The 18,728-nt window shown below is 70.9% G+C and carries 19 protein-coding genes; 10 read left to right on the plus strand and 9 right to left on the minus strand.

The window, feature by feature from the left end; translation table 11 throughout:
- Positions 1–5: 5 nt before the first annotated feature.
- A complete protein-coding gene (locus HNR40_RS35065; RefSeq protein ID WP_184969124.1) occupies positions 6–581 on the minus strand; it encodes a helix-turn-helix domain-containing protein in 576 nt (191 codons plus the stop codon).
- 20 nt (positions 582–601) lie between these two features.
- Here HNR40_RS35065 and HNR40_RS35070 point away from each other — a divergent pair, with 20 nt between their 5' ends.
- Complete coding sequence (locus tag HNR40_RS35070; protein ID WP_184969125.1) at positions 602–1,759, plus strand: MFS transporter; 1,158 nt, start codon at positions 602–604, stop codon at positions 1,757–1,759.
- A gap of 4 nt (positions 1,760–1,763) precedes the next feature.
- Here HNR40_RS35070 and bla read toward each other — a convergent pair whose 3' ends face one another.
- The 3 genes from bla to HNR40_RS35085 form a co-directional block, all read right to left on the minus strand.
- Complete coding sequence (bla, locus tag HNR40_RS35075) at positions 1,764–2,663, minus strand: class A beta-lactamase (protein ID WP_184969126.1); 900 nt, start codon at positions 2,661–2,663, stop codon at positions 1,764–1,766.
- 140 nt (positions 2,664–2,803) lie between these two features.
- The gene (locus HNR40_RS35080) at positions 2,804–3,097 is read right to left on the minus strand and encodes a hypothetical protein (RefSeq protein WP_184969127.1); all 294 of its coding nucleotides are present in this window, start codon (positions 3,095–3,097) and stop codon (positions 2,804–2,806) included.
- 13 nt (positions 3,098–3,110) lie between these two features.
- A complete protein-coding gene (locus HNR40_RS35085) occupies positions 3,111–3,446 on the minus strand; it encodes an alpha-amylase inhibitor (RefSeq protein ID WP_184969128.1) in 336 nt (111 codons plus the stop codon).
- Positions 3,447–3,590: 144 nt separating this feature from the next.
- Between HNR40_RS35085 and HNR40_RS35090 the strand changes: the two genes are divergently transcribed.
- Entirely contained in the window at positions 3,591–4,151 is a 561-nt protein-coding gene (locus HNR40_RS35090) for a hypothetical protein (RefSeq protein ID WP_184969130.1), read from the plus strand.
- A 295-nt stretch (positions 4,152–4,446) separates the two neighbouring features.
- The gene (gene recD2 / locus HNR40_RS35095) at positions 4,447–6,696 is read left to right on the plus strand and encodes an SF1B family DNA helicase RecD2 (protein ID WP_184969131.1); all 2,250 of its coding nucleotides are present in this window, start codon (positions 4,447–4,449) and stop codon (positions 6,694–6,696) included.
- On the opposite strand, the gene HNR40_RS35100 is transcribed toward recD2, so the two are convergent.
- A complete protein-coding gene (locus HNR40_RS35100) occupies positions 6,629–7,699 on the minus strand; it encodes an acyltransferase family protein (protein WP_184969133.1) in 1,071 nt (356 codons plus the stop codon). The genes recD2 and HNR40_RS35100 overlap by 68 nt on opposite strands.
- A 166-nt stretch (positions 7,700–7,865) precedes the next feature.
- Between HNR40_RS35100 and HNR40_RS35105 the strand changes: the two genes are divergently transcribed.
- Both HNR40_RS35105 and HNR40_RS35110 read left to right on the plus strand, forming a co-directional pair.
- The gene (locus HNR40_RS35105; RefSeq protein ID WP_312896630.1) at positions 7,866–9,056 is read left to right on the plus strand and encodes a L,D-transpeptidase; all 1,191 of its coding nucleotides are present in this window, start codon (positions 7,866–7,868) and stop codon (positions 9,054–9,056) included.
- A gap of 82 nt (positions 9,057–9,138) precedes the next feature.
- Positions 9,139–9,945, plus strand: a complete 807-nt coding sequence (locus HNR40_RS35110) for a glutamate ABC transporter substrate-binding protein (protein WP_184969137.1) — start codon at positions 9,139–9,141, stop codon at positions 9,943–9,945.
- A gap of 3 nt (positions 9,946–9,948) precedes the next feature.
- Here the strand turns inward: HNR40_RS35110 and HNR40_RS35115 are convergent, their stop codons facing one another.
- Positions 9,949–10,449, minus strand: coding sequence for a GNAT family N-acetyltransferase (locus tag HNR40_RS35115; protein ID WP_184969139.1), 501 nt, complete (start codon positions 10,447–10,449; stop codon positions 9,949–9,951).
- A gap of 217 nt (positions 10,450–10,666) precedes the next feature.
- Between HNR40_RS35115 and HNR40_RS35120 the strand changes: the two genes are divergently transcribed.
- Genes HNR40_RS35120 through HNR40_RS35135 form a run of 4 tightly spaced genes read left to right on the plus strand, consistent with a single transcriptional unit; the run spans position 10,667 to position 14,521 of the window.
- Positions 10,667–11,698: an ABC transporter substrate-binding protein gene (locus tag HNR40_RS35120; protein ID WP_184969141.1), complete on the plus strand. Its 1,032-nt coding sequence runs from the start codon at positions 10,667–10,669 to the stop codon at positions 11,696–11,698.
- Positions 11,698–12,519: an ABC transporter permease gene (locus HNR40_RS35125; protein ID WP_184969143.1), complete on the plus strand. Its 822-nt coding sequence runs from the start codon at positions 11,698–11,700 to the stop codon at positions 12,517–12,519. The genes HNR40_RS35120 and HNR40_RS35125 overlap by 1 nt, the downstream gene beginning before the upstream one ends.
- Complete coding sequence (locus HNR40_RS35130) at positions 12,495–13,202, plus strand: ABC transporter ATP-binding protein (protein WP_184969145.1); 708 nt, start codon at positions 12,495–12,497, stop codon at positions 13,200–13,202. The genes HNR40_RS35125 and HNR40_RS35130 overlap by 25 nt, the downstream gene beginning before the upstream one ends.
- Complete coding sequence (locus HNR40_RS35135; protein ID WP_184969147.1) at positions 13,199–14,521, plus strand: LLM class flavin-dependent oxidoreductase; 1,323 nt, start codon at positions 13,199–13,201, stop codon at positions 14,519–14,521. Before HNR40_RS35130 ends, HNR40_RS35135 begins: the two co-directional genes overlap by 4 nt.
- On the opposite strand, the gene HNR40_RS35140 is transcribed toward HNR40_RS35135, so the two are convergent.
- Entirely contained in the window at positions 14,518–15,924 is a 1,407-nt protein-coding gene (locus tag HNR40_RS35140) for an MFS transporter (RefSeq protein WP_184969149.1), read from the minus strand. The two genes, HNR40_RS35135 and HNR40_RS35140, sit on opposite strands and share 4 nt — an antisense overlap.
- Positions 15,925–16,058: 134 nt before the next feature.
- On the opposite strand from HNR40_RS35140, the gene HNR40_RS35145 reads away from it, so the two are divergent.
- Complete coding sequence (locus tag HNR40_RS35145) at positions 16,059–16,820, plus strand: GNAT family N-acetyltransferase (RefSeq protein WP_221341232.1); 762 nt, start codon at positions 16,059–16,061, stop codon at positions 16,818–16,820.
- On the opposite strand, the gene HNR40_RS35150 is transcribed toward HNR40_RS35145, so the two are convergent.
- Together HNR40_RS35150 and HNR40_RS35155 are read right to left on the minus strand one after the other, a co-directional pair.
- On the minus strand, positions 16,810–17,454 hold the full coding sequence (locus tag HNR40_RS35150; protein ID WP_312896631.1) for a class I SAM-dependent methyltransferase: 645 nt from the start codon (positions 17,452–17,454) through the stop codon (positions 16,810–16,812). The two genes, HNR40_RS35145 and HNR40_RS35150, sit on opposite strands and share 11 nt — an antisense overlap.
- A gap of 56 nt (positions 17,455–17,510) precedes the next feature.
- On the minus strand, positions 17,511–18,686 hold the full coding sequence (locus HNR40_RS35155) for a cytochrome P450 (protein ID WP_184969151.1): 1,176 nt from the start codon (positions 18,684–18,686) through the stop codon (positions 17,511–17,513).
- Positions 18,687–18,728: the final 42 nt, after the last annotated feature.

An 18,728-nucleotide genomic window follows, 5' to 3' on the forward strand; every position in this document is an offset into this window, starting at 1 on the left:
GATCATCACACGGCATATCGGGGGTCCTGCCTGCCGCCGTAGATGACCGTCATCGTGAAGCGGACCGGCTCGGCGCCCGGGTTGGCGTAGACGTGCGGCCGGTCCCCGCGCATCCGCAGCGCGTCGCCCGGCCCGAGCGAGAACGCCGCTCCGCCCACCGTCACCGCCAGCTCACCCGTGTTGACGTGCAGGAGCTCGCCGGTGCCCTCCGGGTGGCCGGGAGAGCGCAACTCCTCGCCGGGCGCGATGAGGAAGTCCCACAGCTCGGCCCGGCCGTCGTTGATGAGCAGCCGCGCCTGCCCGCCGGCTCCTGCCGGGCGGACCGCCACCTCCGCGGCGCGCACGACGTGGCCCAGCTCCTCCGGCGGCTCGACGAGGCGGCCGATGGAGACGCCCAGCGTGGAACAGATCCGGGCGAGGGTGGCGATGCTCGGATTGGTCCGGCCGGTCTCGATCTGCTGGAGCATGCCGCGGCTGACCCCCGAACGTTCGGCCAGGTCCTCCAGGCGCCAGCCGCGTGCCTGCCGGGCCGCGCGGAGGTTGGCGGCGAGTGCGCGGCTGACCGGCTCTGCGGGATCCATGCGGCCAGTATATTGCGTCTATGGCGCAATATACTGCATCCGTTCGCCGGTTACTCGTGTCGGGGCTGGTCGACTACCTGGGCGCCGGGTTGTTCCTGGCCTTCTCCGCCGTGTACTTCACCCAGCTCGTCGGCCTGACCATCGCCCAGGTCGGCCTCGGCATGGGCGCGGCCGGATGCGTGGCCATGGCCGGTGCGACGCCGCTCGGCCGGCTGGCCGACCGGGTCGGGGTACGCCGCATGCTGGTGGCGTTGCACCTGGTGCGGGCCGGCGGCACCGCGGCGTACGCGGTCGTGGGGGAGTTCTGGGGGTTCCTGGCCGCCGTGACCGTGGTGACCGTGGCTGACCAGGCGATCGCTGCGCTGACCCAGGCGTTCGTGGCCGAGCTGGCCGGGGAGGAACGGCGGGGGCGCGTCATGGCCGCCTACCGCACGATCGCCAACATCGGGATCAGTGTTGGCGGGCCGCTTGGCGGGCTGTTGACGGGAGCCTCGGGGCGGTCGGCTTTTCAGGTGACGTTGCTGGTCAACGCGGTGGCGTACCTGCTGACCGCGTTGCTGGTCCGCACCATCGGCCAGCATGGCACCACCGCCCCCGCGCCCGCCCCCTCGCCCGTCCGGCGGTCGCGCGCGCTGCGCGACCGCCGGCTGCTGGCCTTCGCCGGCATCGACACGCTGCTGCAGTTGTGGCTGCCGGTGCTGAACCTGGGTTTCCCGCTGTGGCTGATCGCCGACGGGCAGGTGCCGAGGGCCTGGATCGGGCCGCTGTACGCCATCAACACGGTGCTGGGCGTGGCCCTCATGGTGCCGTCGGCCAGGTTCACCGCCTCGGTCAAGGCGGCCAGGCGCTGCCAGGTGGCGGGCGCCGTCGCGCTGGCGGCCGCCTGCCTGGCGTTCTGGGCGTCCTGGTTTCCGGTGGCGATCGTGGTGCTGACGTTCGGCGAGATCGCGGTGGTGGCCGCGGCCTGGACCCTGTCGTACGCGCTGGCCCCCGGCGAACGGCGCGCCGAGTACCTCGCGGCGTTCGGCATGGGCCGCTCCTTCGGCCGCTACGTGCTCGGCCCGCTCCTGGTCACCGGCCTGCTGCAGGCGGTGGGCGGCGCGACGTGGGCGATCCTGGCCGCGCTCTTCTGCGCCGCCGCGCTGGCCACCCTCCTGCCGCGCGACCCCGGCGCGTGAGCGGTCAGACCCTGCCCAGCGCGCGGGCCAGGATGGTCGCGGTCTTCGCGATCACCGTGTTGTCGACCGAGGGCTGCTCGCGGTTGGTGTAGACGGAGATGATGATCGGCGCGCCCGACTTGCCCGGCCAGGCGACCGCGATGTCGTTGCCGGCGCCGATCTCGGTGTTGGTGCCGGTCTTGTCGCCGACGAGCCACGTCTTGGGCAGGCCCGCGCGGATGCGCTCGTCACCGGTCTTGCTCGCGATCAGCCAGCCGTTCAGCCGCTCGCGGTCCTTGGGGTGCAGCGCCTTGCCCGCGGTGAGCTTGACCATGTCGCGCGAGATGGCCGCGGGCGTGGTGGTGTCGCGCCGCTCCTTCGGGTTCCAGTCGTTGAGCTCGGTCTCCCAGCGGTCCAGGCGGGAGATCGGGTCCTTCAGCGTGCGGAAGTACCGGGTCAGGCCGGACGGGCCGCCGATCTGCTTGAGCACCATGTTGCCGGCGGTGTTGTCGCTCAGCGTGATGGTCGCCTCGCACAGCTGCGCGACCGTCAGCCCGTCCTCGACGTGTTTCTCGGTGGTGGGGGAGTTGGGCTTCAGATCCGCCTTCGTCCATTTCACCACCTTCTCCATCAGTCCGGGCTCGACGGTGCGCGCCCGGTGCAGCGCCGCCCCGCACACCGGCGCCTTGAACGTCGACAGCAGCGGGAACCTCTCACCCGCCCGGTAACCGAACGTCCTGCCGCTGCCCGTGTCGATCGCATAGGCGCCGATGCGGCCGCCGAAGGCCGCCTCCAGCGCGCGCAGTTCCTTGCGCGCGGCCGCCTCCGGCGACTCCTTCGCCTGTACGGCCGGCGCCGTCGTCACACCGCCGACCAGGAGCGCGGCGGCCAACGCGAGACCGGCTGGGATACGAGAGATGCGCATAGGGCGTGATTTCCTTGCTGATCGCTTGACTGAACGGCAGGAGCCAAACAGCCATGGCGCCGCCCTGTCCAATAGCGGTATCGTCGGCGCGCCCATATCCAGTGAGATATCACCACAGGTCCATGGGCACGCCGGCAGGATCACAGCCAGGTGATCAGCAGATCAAGACGGTAGGTCTTGAACGGACCGATCTTGACTTTCCGCACACACCGGTACTCCTTGGCCAGCTTCTTGCCGGTCGTGTAGAACTTCCCGGCGGCCTTGCACTGCCACTTCGTCGGGTAGTGCCCGTAGGTGACCCAGCGGGCCATCTGCACGGACCCGGCGGCGGCGTGCTGAGGAACGGCGGCGGCCTGGACCGCCGCGGGCGCGCTGAGCCCGAGAGCGGCGACGGCGACGAACGCGGCCGCCCCGATGCGGAGCCTTCTGGTCATGACTTCCCCCTTTTCAGCAGGTGACGGTCTTGTCGTACTTGGACAGCGGCGTGCCCCACTTCCAGGCCCGGACGCTGCCCTTGCCGATGCCGAAGCAGGGGCTGTCGGGGCCGCGCTTGATGATCACCTTGACCCACATCTTCTTGCCGCACGTGTTGCGCAGGACGATCGCCTTGTGGAAGTCGCTGACGTAACGCGCGACACAGGCCGGAGCCGTCCCCAGCACCGACGTGGCTTTGACAGCGGCGGATCCCGCGCCGGAGACGCTCGCGGCGTGCGCCGGCACGCTCGCGAGCAGTCCCACGGCGATGGAGGTGGCCGCGAGCGATCCGAACAGCTTCACTCTCATCTCGCCTTCCTCTCCTTTGATGAGGGGAAGGTAGGGCGGCCGACGTTGAGAACGTGTTGAGGATCCGCTGAGTCCCGCCCGCCCATGCCGCGTGAGCATGTAACACCCGGCTCCCTTTTTCGGATCTCCGGTAAGGGGTGCCACATGAACGTGGGCGCCGCAGTGACCGTGTCAATCACCGTCATCCTGGCCTTGAGCGGGTACCTCATCACCTACGGGATAAGCCTGAGACTGGCCCGCAGAAAAGAACACCTTGAATGGGTCAACCGTCAACTCAGCGAATACTACGGCCCGTTGTACGGCCTGATTCAGGCCAGTGACCGGATCTTCCGCGACCTGTCGTCAAAGCACAGCTTCTGGGGCGATGGCGAGCGGCTGGCCACCGAGCACGAGACCAAGGTGTGGCGCCTCTGGATAGAACACGCCTTCATGCCGCTGAACCGACGCATGATGGAGATCGTGATCGGACGGGCGGACCTGCTGATCGAAGACCACATGCCGGAATGCCTCCAGGAATTGTGCGCCCACGTGGTCGGCTACGAAGCGATGCTCGTGCGGTGGAAAGAGGTGGGCTCCTTTTCTCCGTTGCGCCATGACAACGCCTCCACCCCTCTGTTTCCCGGTGCGGCGTTGCGCGCGTACATCTCAACGTCATTCCTGCTCCTGAAAAAGGAACAGGAACAGCTCATCCGCCGAATACGATAGGGGCCCCACCCGCCCGAGACATTAGGGCCAGAGCCAGAGGACCCCGTACGTCGTCGGCGCACCGACCAGATCAAGATGATCGACCGCCAGAGGGCTGGGCCGTAGGTGTCAGGACAACGTCAACGGACGGAACCGGAAGTCGGGTCCGTGAGGGGCGCCATACCGGCGAGGTTCGAGAGCGCTGATGCGTTCCTGGCGCGCTTGATCCCGTTGCCGGGCTGCTCGAAGTAGCCGCCCGATGGCGGCAACCGATGGCCCGCGTCGTGGGGGGCTGGGGCTGCGGCAGAATACTCGCATGGCACCTGATCGTCCGCCCGGCAGCGTCCTTGAAGCCGTGTTGGAACGGGTCACGTACGCCAATGATGAAACGGGCTACACCATCGCGCGGGTGGCCACCGAGCGGTCCGGCAGTGAGCTGCTCACGGTGGTGGGGCCGTTGCTGGGGGCGCAGGTTGGGGAGTCGCTGCGGCTGACGGGGCGGTGGACGTCGCATCCGCGCTACGGCAAGCAGTTCGAGGTCTGGTCCTACAGCACGGTTCTGCCGGCGACGATTCAGGGGATTCAGCGGTATCTGGGGTCGGGGCTGATCAAGGGGATCGGGCCCAAGATGGCCGAGCGGATCGTCGGGCACTTCGGCACCGACACGCTGGACGTGATCGAGAACGAGCCGGGGCGGCTGGTCGAGGTGCCGGGGCTGGGGCCCAAGCGGACCAAGATGATCGGCGCCGCGTGGGAGGAGCAGAAGGTCATCAAGGAAGTGATGATCTTCCTGCAGGGAGTGGGCGTCTCCACCTCGATCGCCGTCCGCATTTTCAAGCAATATGGCGATAAATCGGTGGAAGTGGTGAAGAGTCAGCCGTATCGGTTGGCTGATGATGTGTGGGGCATCGGGTTCAAGACGGCCGACACCATCGCTCAGGCCGTTGGGATCCCCCATGACAGTCCGGAGCGGGTCAAGGCGGGGCTGCGCTACACCCTGTCCCAGGCCGCCGACGACGGGCACTGCTATCTGCCCGCCCCCAACCTCGTCGGCGACGCCGTCAAGATCCTCGACGTGCCCGCCGAGCTGGTCGCGGCCTGCCTGCAGGAGTCGGTGGCCGCCGAGGAGGTGGTGCGCGAGGAGATCCCGGCCGGGAACAACATCGTCCCGGCGATCTACCTGGTGCCCTTCCATCGCGCCGAGCTGTCGCTGGCCGGCGGGCTGACCTCGCTGCTGCGGGGCGGCCACGACCGGCTCAAGGCCTTCGCCGACGTCGACTGGGAACGCGCCGAGCAGTGGCTGCACGGCCAGACCGGCGCCGAACTGGCCGCCGAGCAGCGCCAGGCGGTACGTCTGGCGCTGACCGAGAAGGTCGCGGTGCTGACCGGCGGGCCCGGCTGCGGCAAGAGCTTCACCGTGCGCTCCATCGTGCTGCTGGCGCGGGCCAAGCGCGCCCGCGTCATCCTGGCGGCCCCGACCGGCCGCGCCGCCAAGCGCCTGGCCGAGCTGACCGGCCACGAGGCGACCACCGTCCACCGGCTGCTGCAGCTGCGTCCGGGCGGCGAGGCCACCTTTGACCGCGACAACCCGCTCGACGCCGACCTGGTGGTGGTCGACGAGGCCTCGATGCTGGACCTGTTGCTGGCCAACAAGCTCGTCAAGGCGATCGCGCCGGGCGCGCACCTGCTGTTCGTCGGCGACGTCGACCAGCTTCCCTCGGTGGGCGCGGGCGAGGTGCTCAAGGACCTGCTCGCCGCCGAGGAGATCCCGCGCGTACGGCTGACGCAGATCTTCCGCCAGGCCGCCGAGTCCGGCGTGGTCGTCAACGCCCACCGGGTCAACTCGGGCCAGCATCCGGTCCTGGAGGGCATGAAGGACTTCTTCCTGTTCCCCTGCGAGGAGCCCGAGGAGATCGCCCAGCTCACCGTGGACGTGGTGGCCCGCCGCATCCCCCGCAAGTTCGGCCTCAACCCGCGCCGCGACGTGCAGGTCCTGGCGCCGATGCACCGCGGCGCGGCCGGCGCGGGCGCGCTCAACATCGCCCTGCAGGAGGCGCTGACGCCCTCGCGCGAGGACATGCCCGAACGCCGCTACGGCGGCCGGGTCTTCCGCGTCGGCGACAAGGTCACCCAGCTGCGCAACAACTACGACAAGGGCGCAGCGGGGGTGTTCAACGGCACGGTCGGCATCGTGGAGGCGATCTCGCCGGACGAGCACCAGCTGAGCGTGCTGACCGACGAGGACGAGAGCGTCGACTACTCCTTCGACGAACTGGACGAGCTGGCCCACGCCTACGCGGTCTCCATCCACCGCTCACAGGGCAGCGAGTACCCCTGCGTGGTGGTGCCGCTGGCGACCAGCGCGTGGATGATGCTGCAGCGCAACCTGCTCTACACCGCCATCACCCGGGCCAAGAAGCTCGTGGTCATCGTGGGTTCACGCCGGGCGCTGGCCCAGGCGGTGCGTACCCGCGGCGCGGGCCGGCGCCACACCGGGCTCACCCACCGGCTGTCACCAGCCGCCGGCCCAGACGCTGGGCGGGCGCTTCCACCCAGCGCCAGGTGAGCGCGCTGAGCGCGAACGTGGCCGGCACCGCCCACAGCGCCGGCATCACCCGCAGCAGCAGCGGGTGCAGCAGGTAGACCGAGTAGCTGACCAGTCCAAGCCAGCTCAGCACGTACGGCACGCCGTGCCCGCGCAGCGCCATCCCGGCCAGGAAGATCGCCCAGGCGGCCACGAAGGCGGTCTTGAGGTTGGTGCCCGGCGACAGCAGCACCCCGGCCACCGGTACGGCCAGCACGATCCACGCCCTGGCCCAGGTGATCTGTCCCTGCTCGGCCCGGTAGAGGGCGGTTCCGGAGAACATGGTGGCCACGACGATGAGGCTCTGCCAGGCGGGCAGCCGGCCGTTGAAGGCCAGCAGGGTGGTGACCGCGACGAGGAGGACGGCCGCGCCGGCCTGCCGTACCCGACCGTCTCCGCCCAGGACGGCGGCCAGGCCGGCGGCGATGACGGCCAGCGCGAGCAGGGAGGCGCCCGCGAGGGCGCCGGTGGGCAGCAGCGCGGCGCCGGCCAGCGCGACGGCGGCCAGCCCGAGGGCGATCTCGGCGCTGCGGCGGTGCGCGCCGAGCGTGAACAGGGCGGTGACCAGCAGGTAGAAGGCCATCTCGTAGGAGAGGGTCCACAGCACGCTGACGGCGCTCGGCGTGCCGAGCAGGTCCTGCAGCATGCTGAGGTGGGCCAGCGGGGAGCCGGTGACGGGCAGCAGCACCAGCGCGCCGGCCATGCACAGCGCCCACAGCGGGTAGAGGCGGAAGACGCGGCCGATCCAGAACGCGCGCGCCTCTCCCCGGCGCTCCAGCGAGGCGGGCACGATGTAGCCGCTGGCCAGGAAGAACACCATGACGCCGCACCAGCCGGCGGCGAACCAGGCGCCGCTGGCGGCGTGCACGGAGGGTGACAGGCCGGCGACGGCGTGCTCGTAGACCACCAGGACGGCCGCCAGCCCGCGCAGCGCGTCGAGCCAGGCGAGCCGTTTGCCAATCCTTTGCGGTCCGGGGGAGAGCATCCGCTCAGGGTACGTCGTACCAGCGGGGTTGACCTGTTCTTGACCTGCGCTTGACGTCACTGAGTGATCGAAATGTGACCGAACTCTCCCGAATGAATCTGCGTCATACATGCAGGAGCATTAAGGTTTTGAGAGTTGTTTTAGGTAAATGGGGGAGAGGTCCGTTGTGAGTACTGTGCCCGGTTGGAGGAGGCCCGCGGCGGGCGTGGCGCTGCTGGCCGCCGCCGCGTTGACGGTGTCGTGTTCGGGCGGCGGGGCACCGGCCGGCCAGCAGGGCAAGCCCGGCCAGGCGGCGACCACGCCGCAGGCGCCGGTCATCAAGATCACGCCCGAGCAGGGCAGCACCAAGGTGAGCCCGGACAAGAAGGTCGTCGTCGAGGCGGCCGGCGGCGTGCTGGACGAGGTCGTGGTGCAGGCGGGGGCCGAGCAGATCGAGGGCAAGTTCAACGCCGACAAGACGCGCTGGATCTCCAAGAGCCCGCTCAAGCCGTCCACCGACTACAACGTCACCGCCAAGTCGGGGGTCACGCAGGCCGCCAGCGCGTTCAAGACGCTGAAGCCGGAACGGGAGTTCACGGTCGTGGACGTCACGCCCAACGCCAAGGGCGAGAAGATCGGCGTGGGGGCGCCGATCATGGTCCGCTTCGACCAGCCGATCAAGGACAAGGCGAGCGTCGAGGCCGCGCTGAAGGTCGAGGCGGAAAAGCCGGTCGAGGGCGCCTGGCGCTGGATCGACGACACCTACGTGATCTACCGCACCGCCAAGTACTGGCCGGCCCACCAGAAGATCAAGTTCCACGCCGACATCGAGGGCGTCAAGGGCGGCAAGGGCCTGTACGGCGGCAAGGACCACGAGACCACGCTGCGGATCGGCGCCAAGCAGATCAGCAAGATCGACACCCGCAAGAAGATGATGTACGTCTACGTGGACGGCAAGAAGAAGCAGACCATGCGCATCAGCGCCGGCATGGCCACCACCCGCGAGTACACGACCACCTCGGGCGTCCACCTGACGATGGAGCGTGGCAATCCGGTACGCATGATCTCCCCCGGCCGCAAGAAGGGCGACCCGGGCTACTACGACGTGATGATCAACCACGCGGTGCGCATCTCCAACTCCGGCGAGTACGTCCACGCCAAGAACAACGTCTGGGCGCAGGGCGTGCGCAACGTCAGCCACGGCTGCATCAACTCCCGGCCCGACCAGGCCAGGTGGTTCCACGACACCATGCAGCGCGGTGACGTCGTCGACATCGTCGGCACCAACCGCGAGCTGGAGTGGAACAACGGCTGGGGCTACTGGCAGATGTCGTTCAAGCAGTGGAAGAAGGGCAGCGCCCTGCACGGCAAGGCGTGAACGACGCCATACCCGCAGCGGTGCCGTAGGCGCCACCGGGCATTCACGCGCCGTTCACGCCCGGTGCCTACGCTCCGGTGTGATGACAGGCAAGATCGTCCTGCTGGCCGCGGCGCTGACGGTGGCCGGATGCGGCACGCAGACGGGCGGACCGGCGTCGATCCTGGACAAGGACGAGCTGGTCGTCGCGGTGAAAACGGACCAGCCCGGCCTGGGGTTCAGGACCGCGGGCGGGACGTTCGAGGGGTTCGACGTGGATGTGGCCTCCTATGTGGCGGCCCATCTGGGGAAGAAGGTCACCTTCGTCCCGACGACCTCCGAGGGGCGCGAGGACAAGCTGAACTCCGGCGAGGCGGACATGGTGATCGCCACCTTCTCCATCAGCCCGCAGCGCAAGGCCGAGGTGACCTTCGCCGGGCCGTACTACGTCTCCCACCAGGACATCCTCGTGCGGGCGCGGACCACGGACATCCGCGGGGTGCGTGACCTGCGCGGGCGCAGGCTGTGCCAGGCCAAGGGGTCGATCTCGGCCTCGCGGGTGGTCGAGGGGCGCCGGGTGCCGGCCGACCTCGTCCCGGCCGCCACCTACAGCGAGTGCGTGGACCTGCTGCGCGCGGGCCGGGTGGACGCCGTCTCCACCGGGGATCTGATCCTGGCGGGCTTCGCCGCCGCCGACAAGGGCGCGTTCGCCATCGTGAACGCGCCCTTCACCGAGGAGCGCTACGGCATCGCGCTGCCGCGCGGCGACGTGGCCGGGTGCGAGGAGGTCAACCGGGCGCTGACCGCCATGTACCAGAGCGGCGCGGCGGCCAGGCTCCTGCGGGAGCGCTTCGGTTCGACGGGGCTGCGGCTGACCACCTCGGTGCCGCAGTTCGAGGGCTGCGAGTGAGCCTCAGGCGACCTCGCGGCTCAGGACCATGCCCGGCCACGCGCCGACGCTGATCGGCTTCTCGCGGGTGAAGCCCCAGCGCTCGTAGTAGCCGATCAGGCGGCCGTCGTCACCGGCGTAGCAGTCCACGCGCAGCAGCCTCACCTTCCGCTCGCGGGCCTCGCCCAGCGACCAGTCCAGGAGCGCCTCGCCCACCCCGTGACCGGAAAAGCGCCGGTCGATCACCAATCCCCGCACGTACAACTCCGGCTCGGGGGCCGGGTCGACGTACGGGTGCGGCGGGCCGACCACCACGCATCCGGCCGGGTCGCCGTCCACCTCCGCGATCCGCATGCCGCCGCCCTCGGCCCACTCACACACCTGCGCGTGGCGCTGGGGGTTGCCGCTGAACGGCTCGCTGCCCCACTGGCCGGTGCGTCCCTGCGCCACCAGCCAGGCCACCGCGCTGTCGAACATCCCGAGTACGGCCGCCACGTCCTGGGGCCCGCCTGTCCTGATCTTCATGGACGTCAGCGTATATTTCCTAGAAATCAGGTAGGAAATATTGCCAATATGGGCGGGCCCGCCTATCGTGAAGATCGTGAGTCCAGGCCTGACCCGTCGCGCGCACATCGACTACTGCCGCGTCGCAAGCGCACAGTGTTGCCGGTCCTAGCGCCGGACCCGATCCGCCGCATGCCGTAACCCGTCTGTCTGCTCTTCCGTCGAAGGACGATTCCGCATGCCCGCAAATCCCCGCCCCCTGCTGGCCGTACTCCTGATGTCCGTGCTTCTGGCCGCCTGCGGCCAGGCGGACGGCGGCACCACCCAGCAGGCGCTGGCCCCCGACGCGCCGCTGCCCACCACCGTGCCCCAGGGAACCAAGCTGATCGTCGGCGACCCGCCGACCAAGGTCGCGCTGGAGCTGTCCGGCGAGATCGACAAGTTCTCCTTCCCGATCGAATGGGCCAACCTCAGCGGCGGCCCGCAGACCTCCGAGGCCTTCCGCGCCGACGCCCTCGACGTGGGCGCGGTCGCCGAGATCCCGGCCATCCACGCCACCTGGACCGGGCTGCCCGTGAAGATCATCGCCTCGCGGTTCAGGAAGGACCCGCTCGCCCACCCCACCTACGAGCTCGGCATCGCCCCCGGCGTGCACGTCAAGACCCTGGCGGACCTGCGCGGCAAGAAGATCGCCTACAGCCCCGGCCAGGCGCAGGGCGCGCTGGTGCTCAAAGTGCTGAAGAAGGCCGGCCTCACCAAGCAGGACGTCACGCTCGTCGAGCTGCCCAGCACCGGCGACGTCTACCCCAACGCGCTGGCCAGCAAGCAGGTCGACGTGGCGCCCATCGGCGGCGTCAACATCAAGCGCTACACGGCCAAGTTCGGCAAGGACGGCGCCACCACCATCCGCCACGACCTGCGCGACGACCCCAGCCACCTCTACGTCCGCACCGAAACCCTGCAGGACCCGGCCAAGGCGGCGGCGCTGCGCGAGTACGTCGCGGCCTGGGTGCGCGCCTCCCGCTGGGTCCATGAGCACCCCAAGGAGTGGATCGAGGGCTACTACGTCAAGGACCAGGGACTCACCCCCGCAGACGGCCAGTACCTGGTGGACCTGGCCGGCGAGCCCGACCTGCCCACCGACTGGAGCCAGGCCGTCGCCCGCCACCAGGAGACCATCGACATCCTCGCCGCCGAGACCGGCAACCGGCCTCTGAAGGCCGCCGACCTCTACGACCTGCGCTTCCAGACCGTCAGGGACGGTGCCTGATGCTCCTCGCCACCCCGCCCGACACCCTCGTCCAGGCCCGCGCCCGCCGCAGCCTGCGCCCCGGCCGCCCGCTGCGTCTCGGCTTCCTGTACGGCCCGCTCCTGCTGGTGGCCGCCTGGGCGGCCGGCTCGGCCACCGGCCTGCTCGACCCCCGCTTCCTGTCGGCCCCCTGGACCGTGGTGACCACCACCGGCGAGCTCATCGCCAACGGCCGGCTGCAGGACAACCTCGCGTCCTCCGTCCAGCGGGTCGGGCTCGGCCTGGCCTTCGGCATCCCCGCCGGCACCCTGCTCGCCCTCGCCTCCGGCCTGAGCCGCTGGGGCGAGGCCCTCATCGACGGCCCCGTCCAGATCAAACGCGCCGTGCCCGCGCTGGCCCTGATGCCGCTGCTCATCCTGTGGCTCGGCATCGGCGAAGGCATGAAGATCACCGTCATCGCGCTCGGCGTCGTCGTGCCCATCTACATCCACACCCACAACGGGCTGCGCAGCATCGACGGCCGCTACGTCGAACTGGCCGAGACCGTCGAGCTCAGCCGGGCCGCGTTCATCCGCAAGGTCGTGCTGCCCGGCGCGCTGCCCGGCTTCCTGCTCGGCATGCGCTTCGCCGTCACCACCGCCTGGCTGTTCCTCGTGGTCGCCGAACTGATCAACTCCACCAGCGGGATCGGCTACATGATGGACCTGGCCCGCACCTACGGCCAGACCGACGTGATCCTCGTCGGCATCGTCCTGTACGGGCTGCTCGGCCTGTTCTCCGACGCCGCCGTGCGCCTGGTGGAAAGGAGGGCGCTGTCATGGCGACGGACACTGGCCGGCTGACGGCGGCAGCCGTACGCATCCACGGCTTGACCCGCTCCTACGGCGAGCGCGTCATCCTGGACGCCCTCGACCTGGAGATCCCCGCCGGGGAGTTCGTGGCGCTGCTGGGCCAGAGCGGCTCGGGCAAGAGCACGCTGCTGCGCGCCCTGGCCGGGCTCGACTACGACGTGGCCGGCACCGGCCGCGTCGAGGTGCCCGAGCAGGTCTCGGTCGTCTTCCAGGACGCCCGCCTGCTGCCCTGGCAGCGGGTGCTGGACAACGTGATCCTGGGCCTGGACGGTGCCGAGGCCAAGGGCCGCGCCAGCCTGGCGGAGGTCGGGCTGGGCGGGCGCGAGCGCGCCTGGCCCAACGAACTGTCCGGCGGCGAGCAGCAGCGGGTCGCGCTGGCCCGCTCGCTGGTGCGCGAGCCGCGCCTGCTGCTGGCCGACGAGCCGTTCGGCGCGCTGGACGCGCTGACCCGGCTGAAGATGCACGCGCTGCTGCGCCGCCTGTACGAGCAGCACCGCCCGGCCGTCCTGCTCGTCACCCACGACGTGGACGAGGCCATCGCGCTGGCCGACCGGATCCTGGTGCTCACCCACGGCCGGATCGCCGCCGAGCAGCGCCTGGACGGCGGCAGGACGCACAGCGAGATCAGGTCCGAGCTGCTGCGCGCGCTCGGCGTGAGGGGAGAGACCCGATGAGACAGCTCAACCTGAACCTGTTCGTCTACCCGGGCGGCCACCACGAGGCCGCCTGGCGCCACCGCGAGGCCAGGCCGGAGCGGGTGCTGGACATCACCTACTACCAGGAGCTGGCCCAGCGCGCCGAGCAGGCCAAGATGGACGCCGTCTTCTTCGCCGACGGGCCCTCGCTGCCCGACAACGTGCGCTACGCCAGCCGCTTCCGGCTGGAGCCGTTCACGTGGCTGTCGGCGATCGCGGCGGTGACCGAGCGCATCGGCCTGATCGCCACCGCCTCCACGACCTATCTGGAGCCCTACAACCTGGCCCGGCTGTTCGCCTCGCTGGACCACCTGTCCGGCGGGCGGGCCGGCTGGAACATCGTGACCACCGGCGCCCCGCAGGCCGCCCAGAACTTCGGCCTGGACGAGCACCCGGTGCACGCCGAGCGTTACGCGCGGGCGCACGAGTTCCTGGAAGTGGTCAGCGCGCTGTGGGACAGCTGGGAGGACGACGCGCTGGTCATCGACCCGGCCTCCGGCGTCTTCGCCGACTCGGCCAAGATCCACGCGATCGAGCACGCGGGGGAACGGCTGCGCGTACGCGGCCCGCTGAACACCCCGCGCACCCCGCAGGGCCGTCCCGTCTACGTCCAGGCCGGCTCCAGCGAGGACGGCAAGGCCTTCGCCGCCCACCACGCCGAGGCGATCTTCACCGCCCACCAGACCTTGGACAACGCCCGCGACTTCTACGCCGACGTCAAGTCCCGGATCAAGGCCGCCGGCCGCGACCCCGACCTGGTCAAGGTGCTGCCCGGCATCAGCCCGTTCATCGGCTCCACCGAGGCCGAGGCCAAGGCACTGCAGCAGGAGTTCAACGAACTCACCCAGCCCGAGTACTCCCTGCAGCAGCTACGCCAGTTCCTCGGCATCGACCTGGACGGCCACGACCTGGACGGGCCGGTGCCGCGCGAGAAGCTGCCCACCCACGAGCAGCGCGGCTACGGCAGCCGCTTCGGCGTCGTGACCGACATCATCGAGCGCGAGAACCCCACCATTCGCCAGCTCCTGCACCGGCTGGCCGGGGCCCGCGGCCACTGGGTGACCGCGGGCACGCCGGAGCAGATCGCCGACCGCATCGAGCAGTGGTTCACCGGCGGGGCGGCCGACGGCTTCAACATCATGCCGCCCTACCTCAACGGCGGTTTCGAGGTCTTCGCCGACCACGTCCTGCCCCTGCTGCGCTCGCGCGGGCTGTTCAGGAGCGAGTACGGCGGCGCCACGCTGCGCGAGCACTACGGTTTGCCCCGCCCGGCCAGCCGGTACGCGCCCGCGCTCTAGCGCCGCAGGGCCGAGCCGTCCGGGTCAGGGGCCGGACGGCTCGGCGCCCGGCGCGGCCGCAGCAGCAGCGCCGTGAGCAGGGCGGCGGCCAGCAGGATGGCCAGCGCCACGCCCAGCGCGGCGACGTAGCCGGGCACCGCGGCCGGGTGCGCGGCGGCCACGGTGTTGAGCAGCGCGACCCCGAGCGCCGCGCCCACCTGCTGGGCGGCGTTGTAGGCGGCCGAGGCGGCGCCGACGTCGTGCCCGCGCAGCCCCGCCGTGGCCAGCGCGGCCGTCGGCGGCAGCACGCAGCCCAGCCCGAGCCCGGTGAGCACGAGCGCCGGCAGCAGGTACCCACCGAGCACACCCGTGGTTCCCTCACCCAGCCGGGTCAGCACGAACATGCCGGCGGCCGCCGCCAGCAGTCCCGCCACGATCAGCACCCCGGGCGGCACCCGCCCGTGCAGCCGCCCGGCGATCAGCGAGGCCCCGGCCAGCGCCGCGACCGCGTTGACGATCAGCACCAGCCCGGCCTGCACGGGCGTGTAGCCGAGCGTGGCCTGGGTGTAGTAGCTCATGAACAGGTAGAAGCCGAACATCGCCACGAACATCAGGGTGATCGCCACGAACGCCCCGGCCCGCGCGCGGTCCAGCAGCACCCGCATCGGCAGCAGCGGCTCGGGCGCCCGCGTCTCCACCACGACGAATCCCGCCAGCAGCACGACCCCGGCGGCCAGCAGCACGAGCACCTTGGGCGCGCCCCAGCCGAGCGGTTCGGCCTCGTTGAAGGCGTAGACCAGGGCGGCGAACCCCGCCACGCTCAGCAGCCCGCCCGGCACGTCCATCCGCCCCCGCGCCCCGGCCGGAGTCTCCCGGCCGGTCCTGGCCATGGCCAGCGCGGCCAGCAGCGCGATCGGCACGTTGATGTACAGGCACCAGCGCCAGCTCGTGTACTCCGTCAGCAGCCCGCCGGCCACCAGGCCGATCGCCGACCCGGCGGCGCCGACCGCGGCGAACAGCCCGAAGGCCCGCCCCCGCTCGCGCGGCTCGGTGAACGTGGTCGCCAGCAGCGACAGCCCGGCGGGCGCGAGCAGGGCGGCGAAGACCCCTTGCAGCGCCCGCGCCGCGAACAACATGGCCGGGCCCGAGGCCGCCCCGCCCAGCGCCGAGGCGGCGGCGAACCCGGCCAGTCCGACGACGAAGGCGCGCCGGTGCCCGAGCGCGCCGCTGACCCGGCCGCCGATCAGCAGCAGCCCGCCGAAGGCCAGCGCGTAGGCGGTGATCGCCCACTGCCGGTTGGCGTCGGTCAGGCCGAGCGCCTGCTGGGCGGTGGGCAGGGCGATGTTGACGATGGTGCCGTCCAGGACGACGAGGAGTTGGGCGGCGCTGACGGCCGCCAGCGTGCGCCGATGTGCGAGATCCATGTCTTCCAGCGTTTCGTTGAACCCGTCCCGGAACCCTGGACCGCCTCCAGCAGGGCCGGCAGGCCGCCAACCCTCAACCCGCGGGGCAGACCGCCGTCGCGATCACGTAAGAATCGGGCGTTAGGGTAGGGCGCGTGACGTTGCCGCTGTTCGACCTGCAGATGCGCCGGCAGGCGCGGCCCGACGCCCCCGGCGTCCGGGTGGAGTGGACCGGCTCGGTGGTACGCCAGGTGGGCGGGCCCGAGGACTGGAACGGCATCCTGTGGTCCGACCTGGACGCCGCCGGGGCCGATGCCGTCATCGCCGAGCAGCTCGCCTTCTACGGCGGGCTGGGCCGTACCTTCGAATGGAAGCTCTACAGCCACGACCGCCCGTCGGACCTCGCCGAACGGCTGACCGCGGCCGGGTTCGTCGCCGATGAGGCCGAGACGCTCATGGTGGGCCGCATCGGCGAGCTGAACCTGAGCGAGCAGGTGCCGGGCGGGGTGGAGCTGCGGCCGGTGCGCGACGCGGCCGGGGTGGAGCTGATGACCGCCGTGCACGAGCAGGCCTTCGGCGGTGACTCCTCGCTGGTGCGCCACCAGTTGCTGACGCAACTGGCCGAGCGGCCGGGAGAGGTGGAGGCGGTGGTGGCGATGGCCGGCGGGCAGCCGGTCAGCGCGGCGCGCATGCAGCTGCATCCGGGCACCGAATTCGCCAGCCTGTGGAGCGGCGGCACCGTCGCCGGCTGGCGCGGGCGCGGCCTGTACCGGGCGCTGGTGGCCTACCGCGCCCGGCTGGCGGCCGCGCGCGGCTACCACTTCCTGCAGGTCGACGCGGCGCCGACCAGCCGGCCGATCCTGGCCAGGCTGGGCTTCGCGGCGCTGGCGACGACCACGCCCTACCTCAGTCCGTGACGTCTTTCCTGGCCAGCAGGAACGCCTGAGGCGCGCGTTCGTCCTCCGGCTCGCGCTCCAGCCGGGCGTGCGTGGGCAGCCCGGCCGCGCGCAGCAGCCGCGCCATCTGCTCGGCGCGGCGGCGGTGGAAGAGCAGGTCGATCTGGTGACCGAGCGCGTCGGTCAGGTGCAGCGGCTCCTCGCCGACCTGGAAGGCCAGCAGCGCGTAGCCGCCCGGCGCCAGCACGCGGTGGAACTCCGCCAATGCCTGGGGCAGCAGTTCGTCGGGGATGTGGATGGTGGAGTACCAGGCCGCCACCCCCACCACCGAGGAGTCCGGCACCGGCAGATCCAGCATCGAGCCCTCGACGAAGCGCACGTCCGGCAGCGTCTTGCCGGCCAGGGCGAGCATGCCGGGCGACAGGTCCACGCCGAAGACCTCCACGCCCCGCTCGTGCAGGAACCGGGTGAGGTTTCCGGTGCCGCACCCCACGTCGACCACCGGTCCCCGGCCGCGCACCAGATCGGCGAAGGCGCCGGCCATGGCGCGGTCGAGGGGCTTGCGGTCCATCTCGTCACGGGCCAGCTCGTCGTATTCGACGGCGATGGCGTCGTAGGACGTACGGGTTCGGAGGATAAAGTCGGCTTCGATCACGGGGGTGCATCCTAGCCCCGCCGTTCACGGCACGAGCGCGATCCGCCGCCGGTCGGCTAGCCCGCCTGCCAGGTGACGGGCAGCGCGTGCAGGCCGTAGATCAGCATGTCCGTGCGCAGCGTCACCTCCTCATCCGGTACGGCCGGCCGCAACCCGGGCAGGCGCTCGAACAGCGCCGGCAGCCCGGCCGTCATCTCCACCCGGGCCAGCTGCTGGCCCAGGCACTGGTGGATGCCGTGCCCGAAGGCGACGTGCCCGGCGGTCGAACGGTCCAGGTCGAGGCGGTCGGGGTCGGGAAAATGCGCCGGGTCGCGGTTGGCGGCCGGGATGGAGACGGTGACCGTCTGCCCCTTGCGGATGATCCGGCCGCCGAGCTCGACGTCCTCCAGCGCCGCCCGCGCGCTGACGGGGATGATGCTGAGGTAGCGCAGCAGCTCCTCCACCGCCGGGCCGGGCTCGCGCAGCAGCTTCTCGACGCCGCCCGGCTCGCGCATCAGCGCCCACGCGCCCAGGGAGAGCATGTTGGCGGTGGTGTCGAAGCCGCCGCCCATGAGCAGGAAGGCGATCGTGACGAGCTCGTCGTCGTTCAGCTCGCCGCCGGTGACCAGGCCGCTGAGCAGGTCGTCGGTGGGGTGGGCGCGTTTGGCGGCGATCAGCTCGGCGATGGAGCCGGTCGCGGCGGCGAAGGCGGCGGCCTTGTCCTCAAGGCTGGCGCTGGTGCTGCCGAAGACGGGCATGTGGTGGCGGAAGCGCTCGCGTTCGTCGTCGGGCACGCCGAGCAGTTCGCAGATCACCACGCCGGGGATCGGCTGGGCGAAGTCGGCGACCAGATCGGCGGGCGGGCCCTTGGCCAGCATCGCGTCCAGGTGGTCGGCCACCACGGCTTCGATGCTGCCGGTCAGCTGCCGCATGCGCCGTACCGTGAACTCGCCCGTGAGCAGGTGACGGTAGCGGGTGTGCTCGGGCGGGTCCATGGCCAGGAACGCGCCGGGCGGGGCCGGCTGCAGGGGCGCGCGGGCGCTCGCGCCGGGCATGGGGGTGTGCACGAGGTCGGCGCGGTGGCTGAAGCGGCGGTCGGCCAGGACCGCGCGGACCAGCTCGTGGCTGGTGACCAGCCAGCCCTCGTGCCCGTCGGGGTAGGTCATCGGGCTGACCGGGCATTCGCCGCGCAGCCGGGCCAGGTCGTCGGGCGGGTCGAACGGGCGGCCCGCCGGGGGTTGCAGAGGCATCATGCCTCCAGGTAACACCACTCGAAGTAAAGTTACAACCGATGT

Origin of the sequence: Nonomuraea endophytica (assembly GCF_014203235.1) — a bacterium.
In the GTDB taxonomy this organism is placed as follows: domain Bacteria; phylum Actinomycetota; class Actinomycetes; order Streptosporangiales; family Streptosporangiaceae; genus Nonomuraea; species Nonomuraea endophytica.

Coding starts and splice junctions, on each gene's coding strand:
- HNR40_RS35140 (WP_184969149.1), bottom strand. CDS start 15,924: ATGGATCTCGCACATCGGCGCACGCTGGCGGCCGTCAGCGCCGCCCAA.
- HNR40_RS35120 (WP_184969141.1), top strand. CDS start 10,667: ATGCCCGCAAATCCCCGCCCCCTGCTGGCCGTACTCCTGATGTCCGTG.
- HNR40_RS35155 (WP_184969151.1), bottom strand. CDS start 18,686: ATGATGCCTCTGCAACCCCCGGCGGGCCGCCCGTTCGACCCGCCCGAC.
- HNR40_RS35110 (WP_184969137.1), top strand. CDS start 9,139: ATGACAGGCAAGATCGTCCTGCTGGCCGCGGCGCTGACGGTGGCCGGA.
- HNR40_RS35135 (WP_184969147.1), top strand. CDS start 13,199: ATGAGACAGCTCAACCTGAACCTGTTCGTCTACCCGGGCGGCCACCAC.
- HNR40_RS35130 (WP_184969145.1), top strand. CDS start 12,495: ATGGCGACGGACACTGGCCGGCTGACGGCGGCAGCCGTACGCATCCAC.
- bla (WP_184969126.1), bottom strand. CDS start 2,663: ATGCGCATCTCTCGTATCCCAGCCGGTCTCGCGTTGGCCGCCGCGCTC.
- recD2 (WP_184969131.1), top strand. CDS start 4,447: ATGGCACCTGATCGTCCGCCCGGCAGCGTCCTTGAAGCCGTGTTGGAA.
- HNR40_RS35065 (WP_184969124.1), bottom strand. CDS start 581: ATGGATCCCGCAGAGCCGGTCAGCCGCGCACTCGCCGCCAACCTCCGC.
- HNR40_RS35115 (WP_184969139.1), bottom strand. CDS start 10,449: ATGAAGATCAGGACAGGCGGGCCCCAGGACGTGGCGGCCGTACTCGGG.
- HNR40_RS35090 (WP_184969130.1), top strand. CDS start 3,591: ATGAACGTGGGCGCCGCAGTGACCGTGTCAATCACCGTCATCCTGGCC.
- HNR40_RS35085 (WP_184969128.1), bottom strand. CDS start 3,446: ATGAGAGTGAAGCTGTTCGGATCGCTCGCGGCCACCTCCATCGCCGTG.
- HNR40_RS35100 (WP_184969133.1), bottom strand. CDS start 7,699: ATGCTCTCCCCCGGACCGCAAAGGATTGGCAAACGGCTCGCCTGGCTC.
- HNR40_RS35125 (WP_184969143.1), top strand. CDS start 11,698: ATGCTCCTCGCCACCCCGCCCGACACCCTCGTCCAGGCCCGCGCCCGC.
- HNR40_RS35080 (WP_184969127.1), bottom strand. CDS start 3,097: ATGACCAGAAGGCTCCGCATCGGGGCGGCCGCGTTCGTCGCCGTCGCC.
- HNR40_RS35070 (WP_184969125.1), top strand. CDS start 602: ATGGCGCAATATACTGCATCCGTTCGCCGGTTACTCGTGTCGGGGCTG.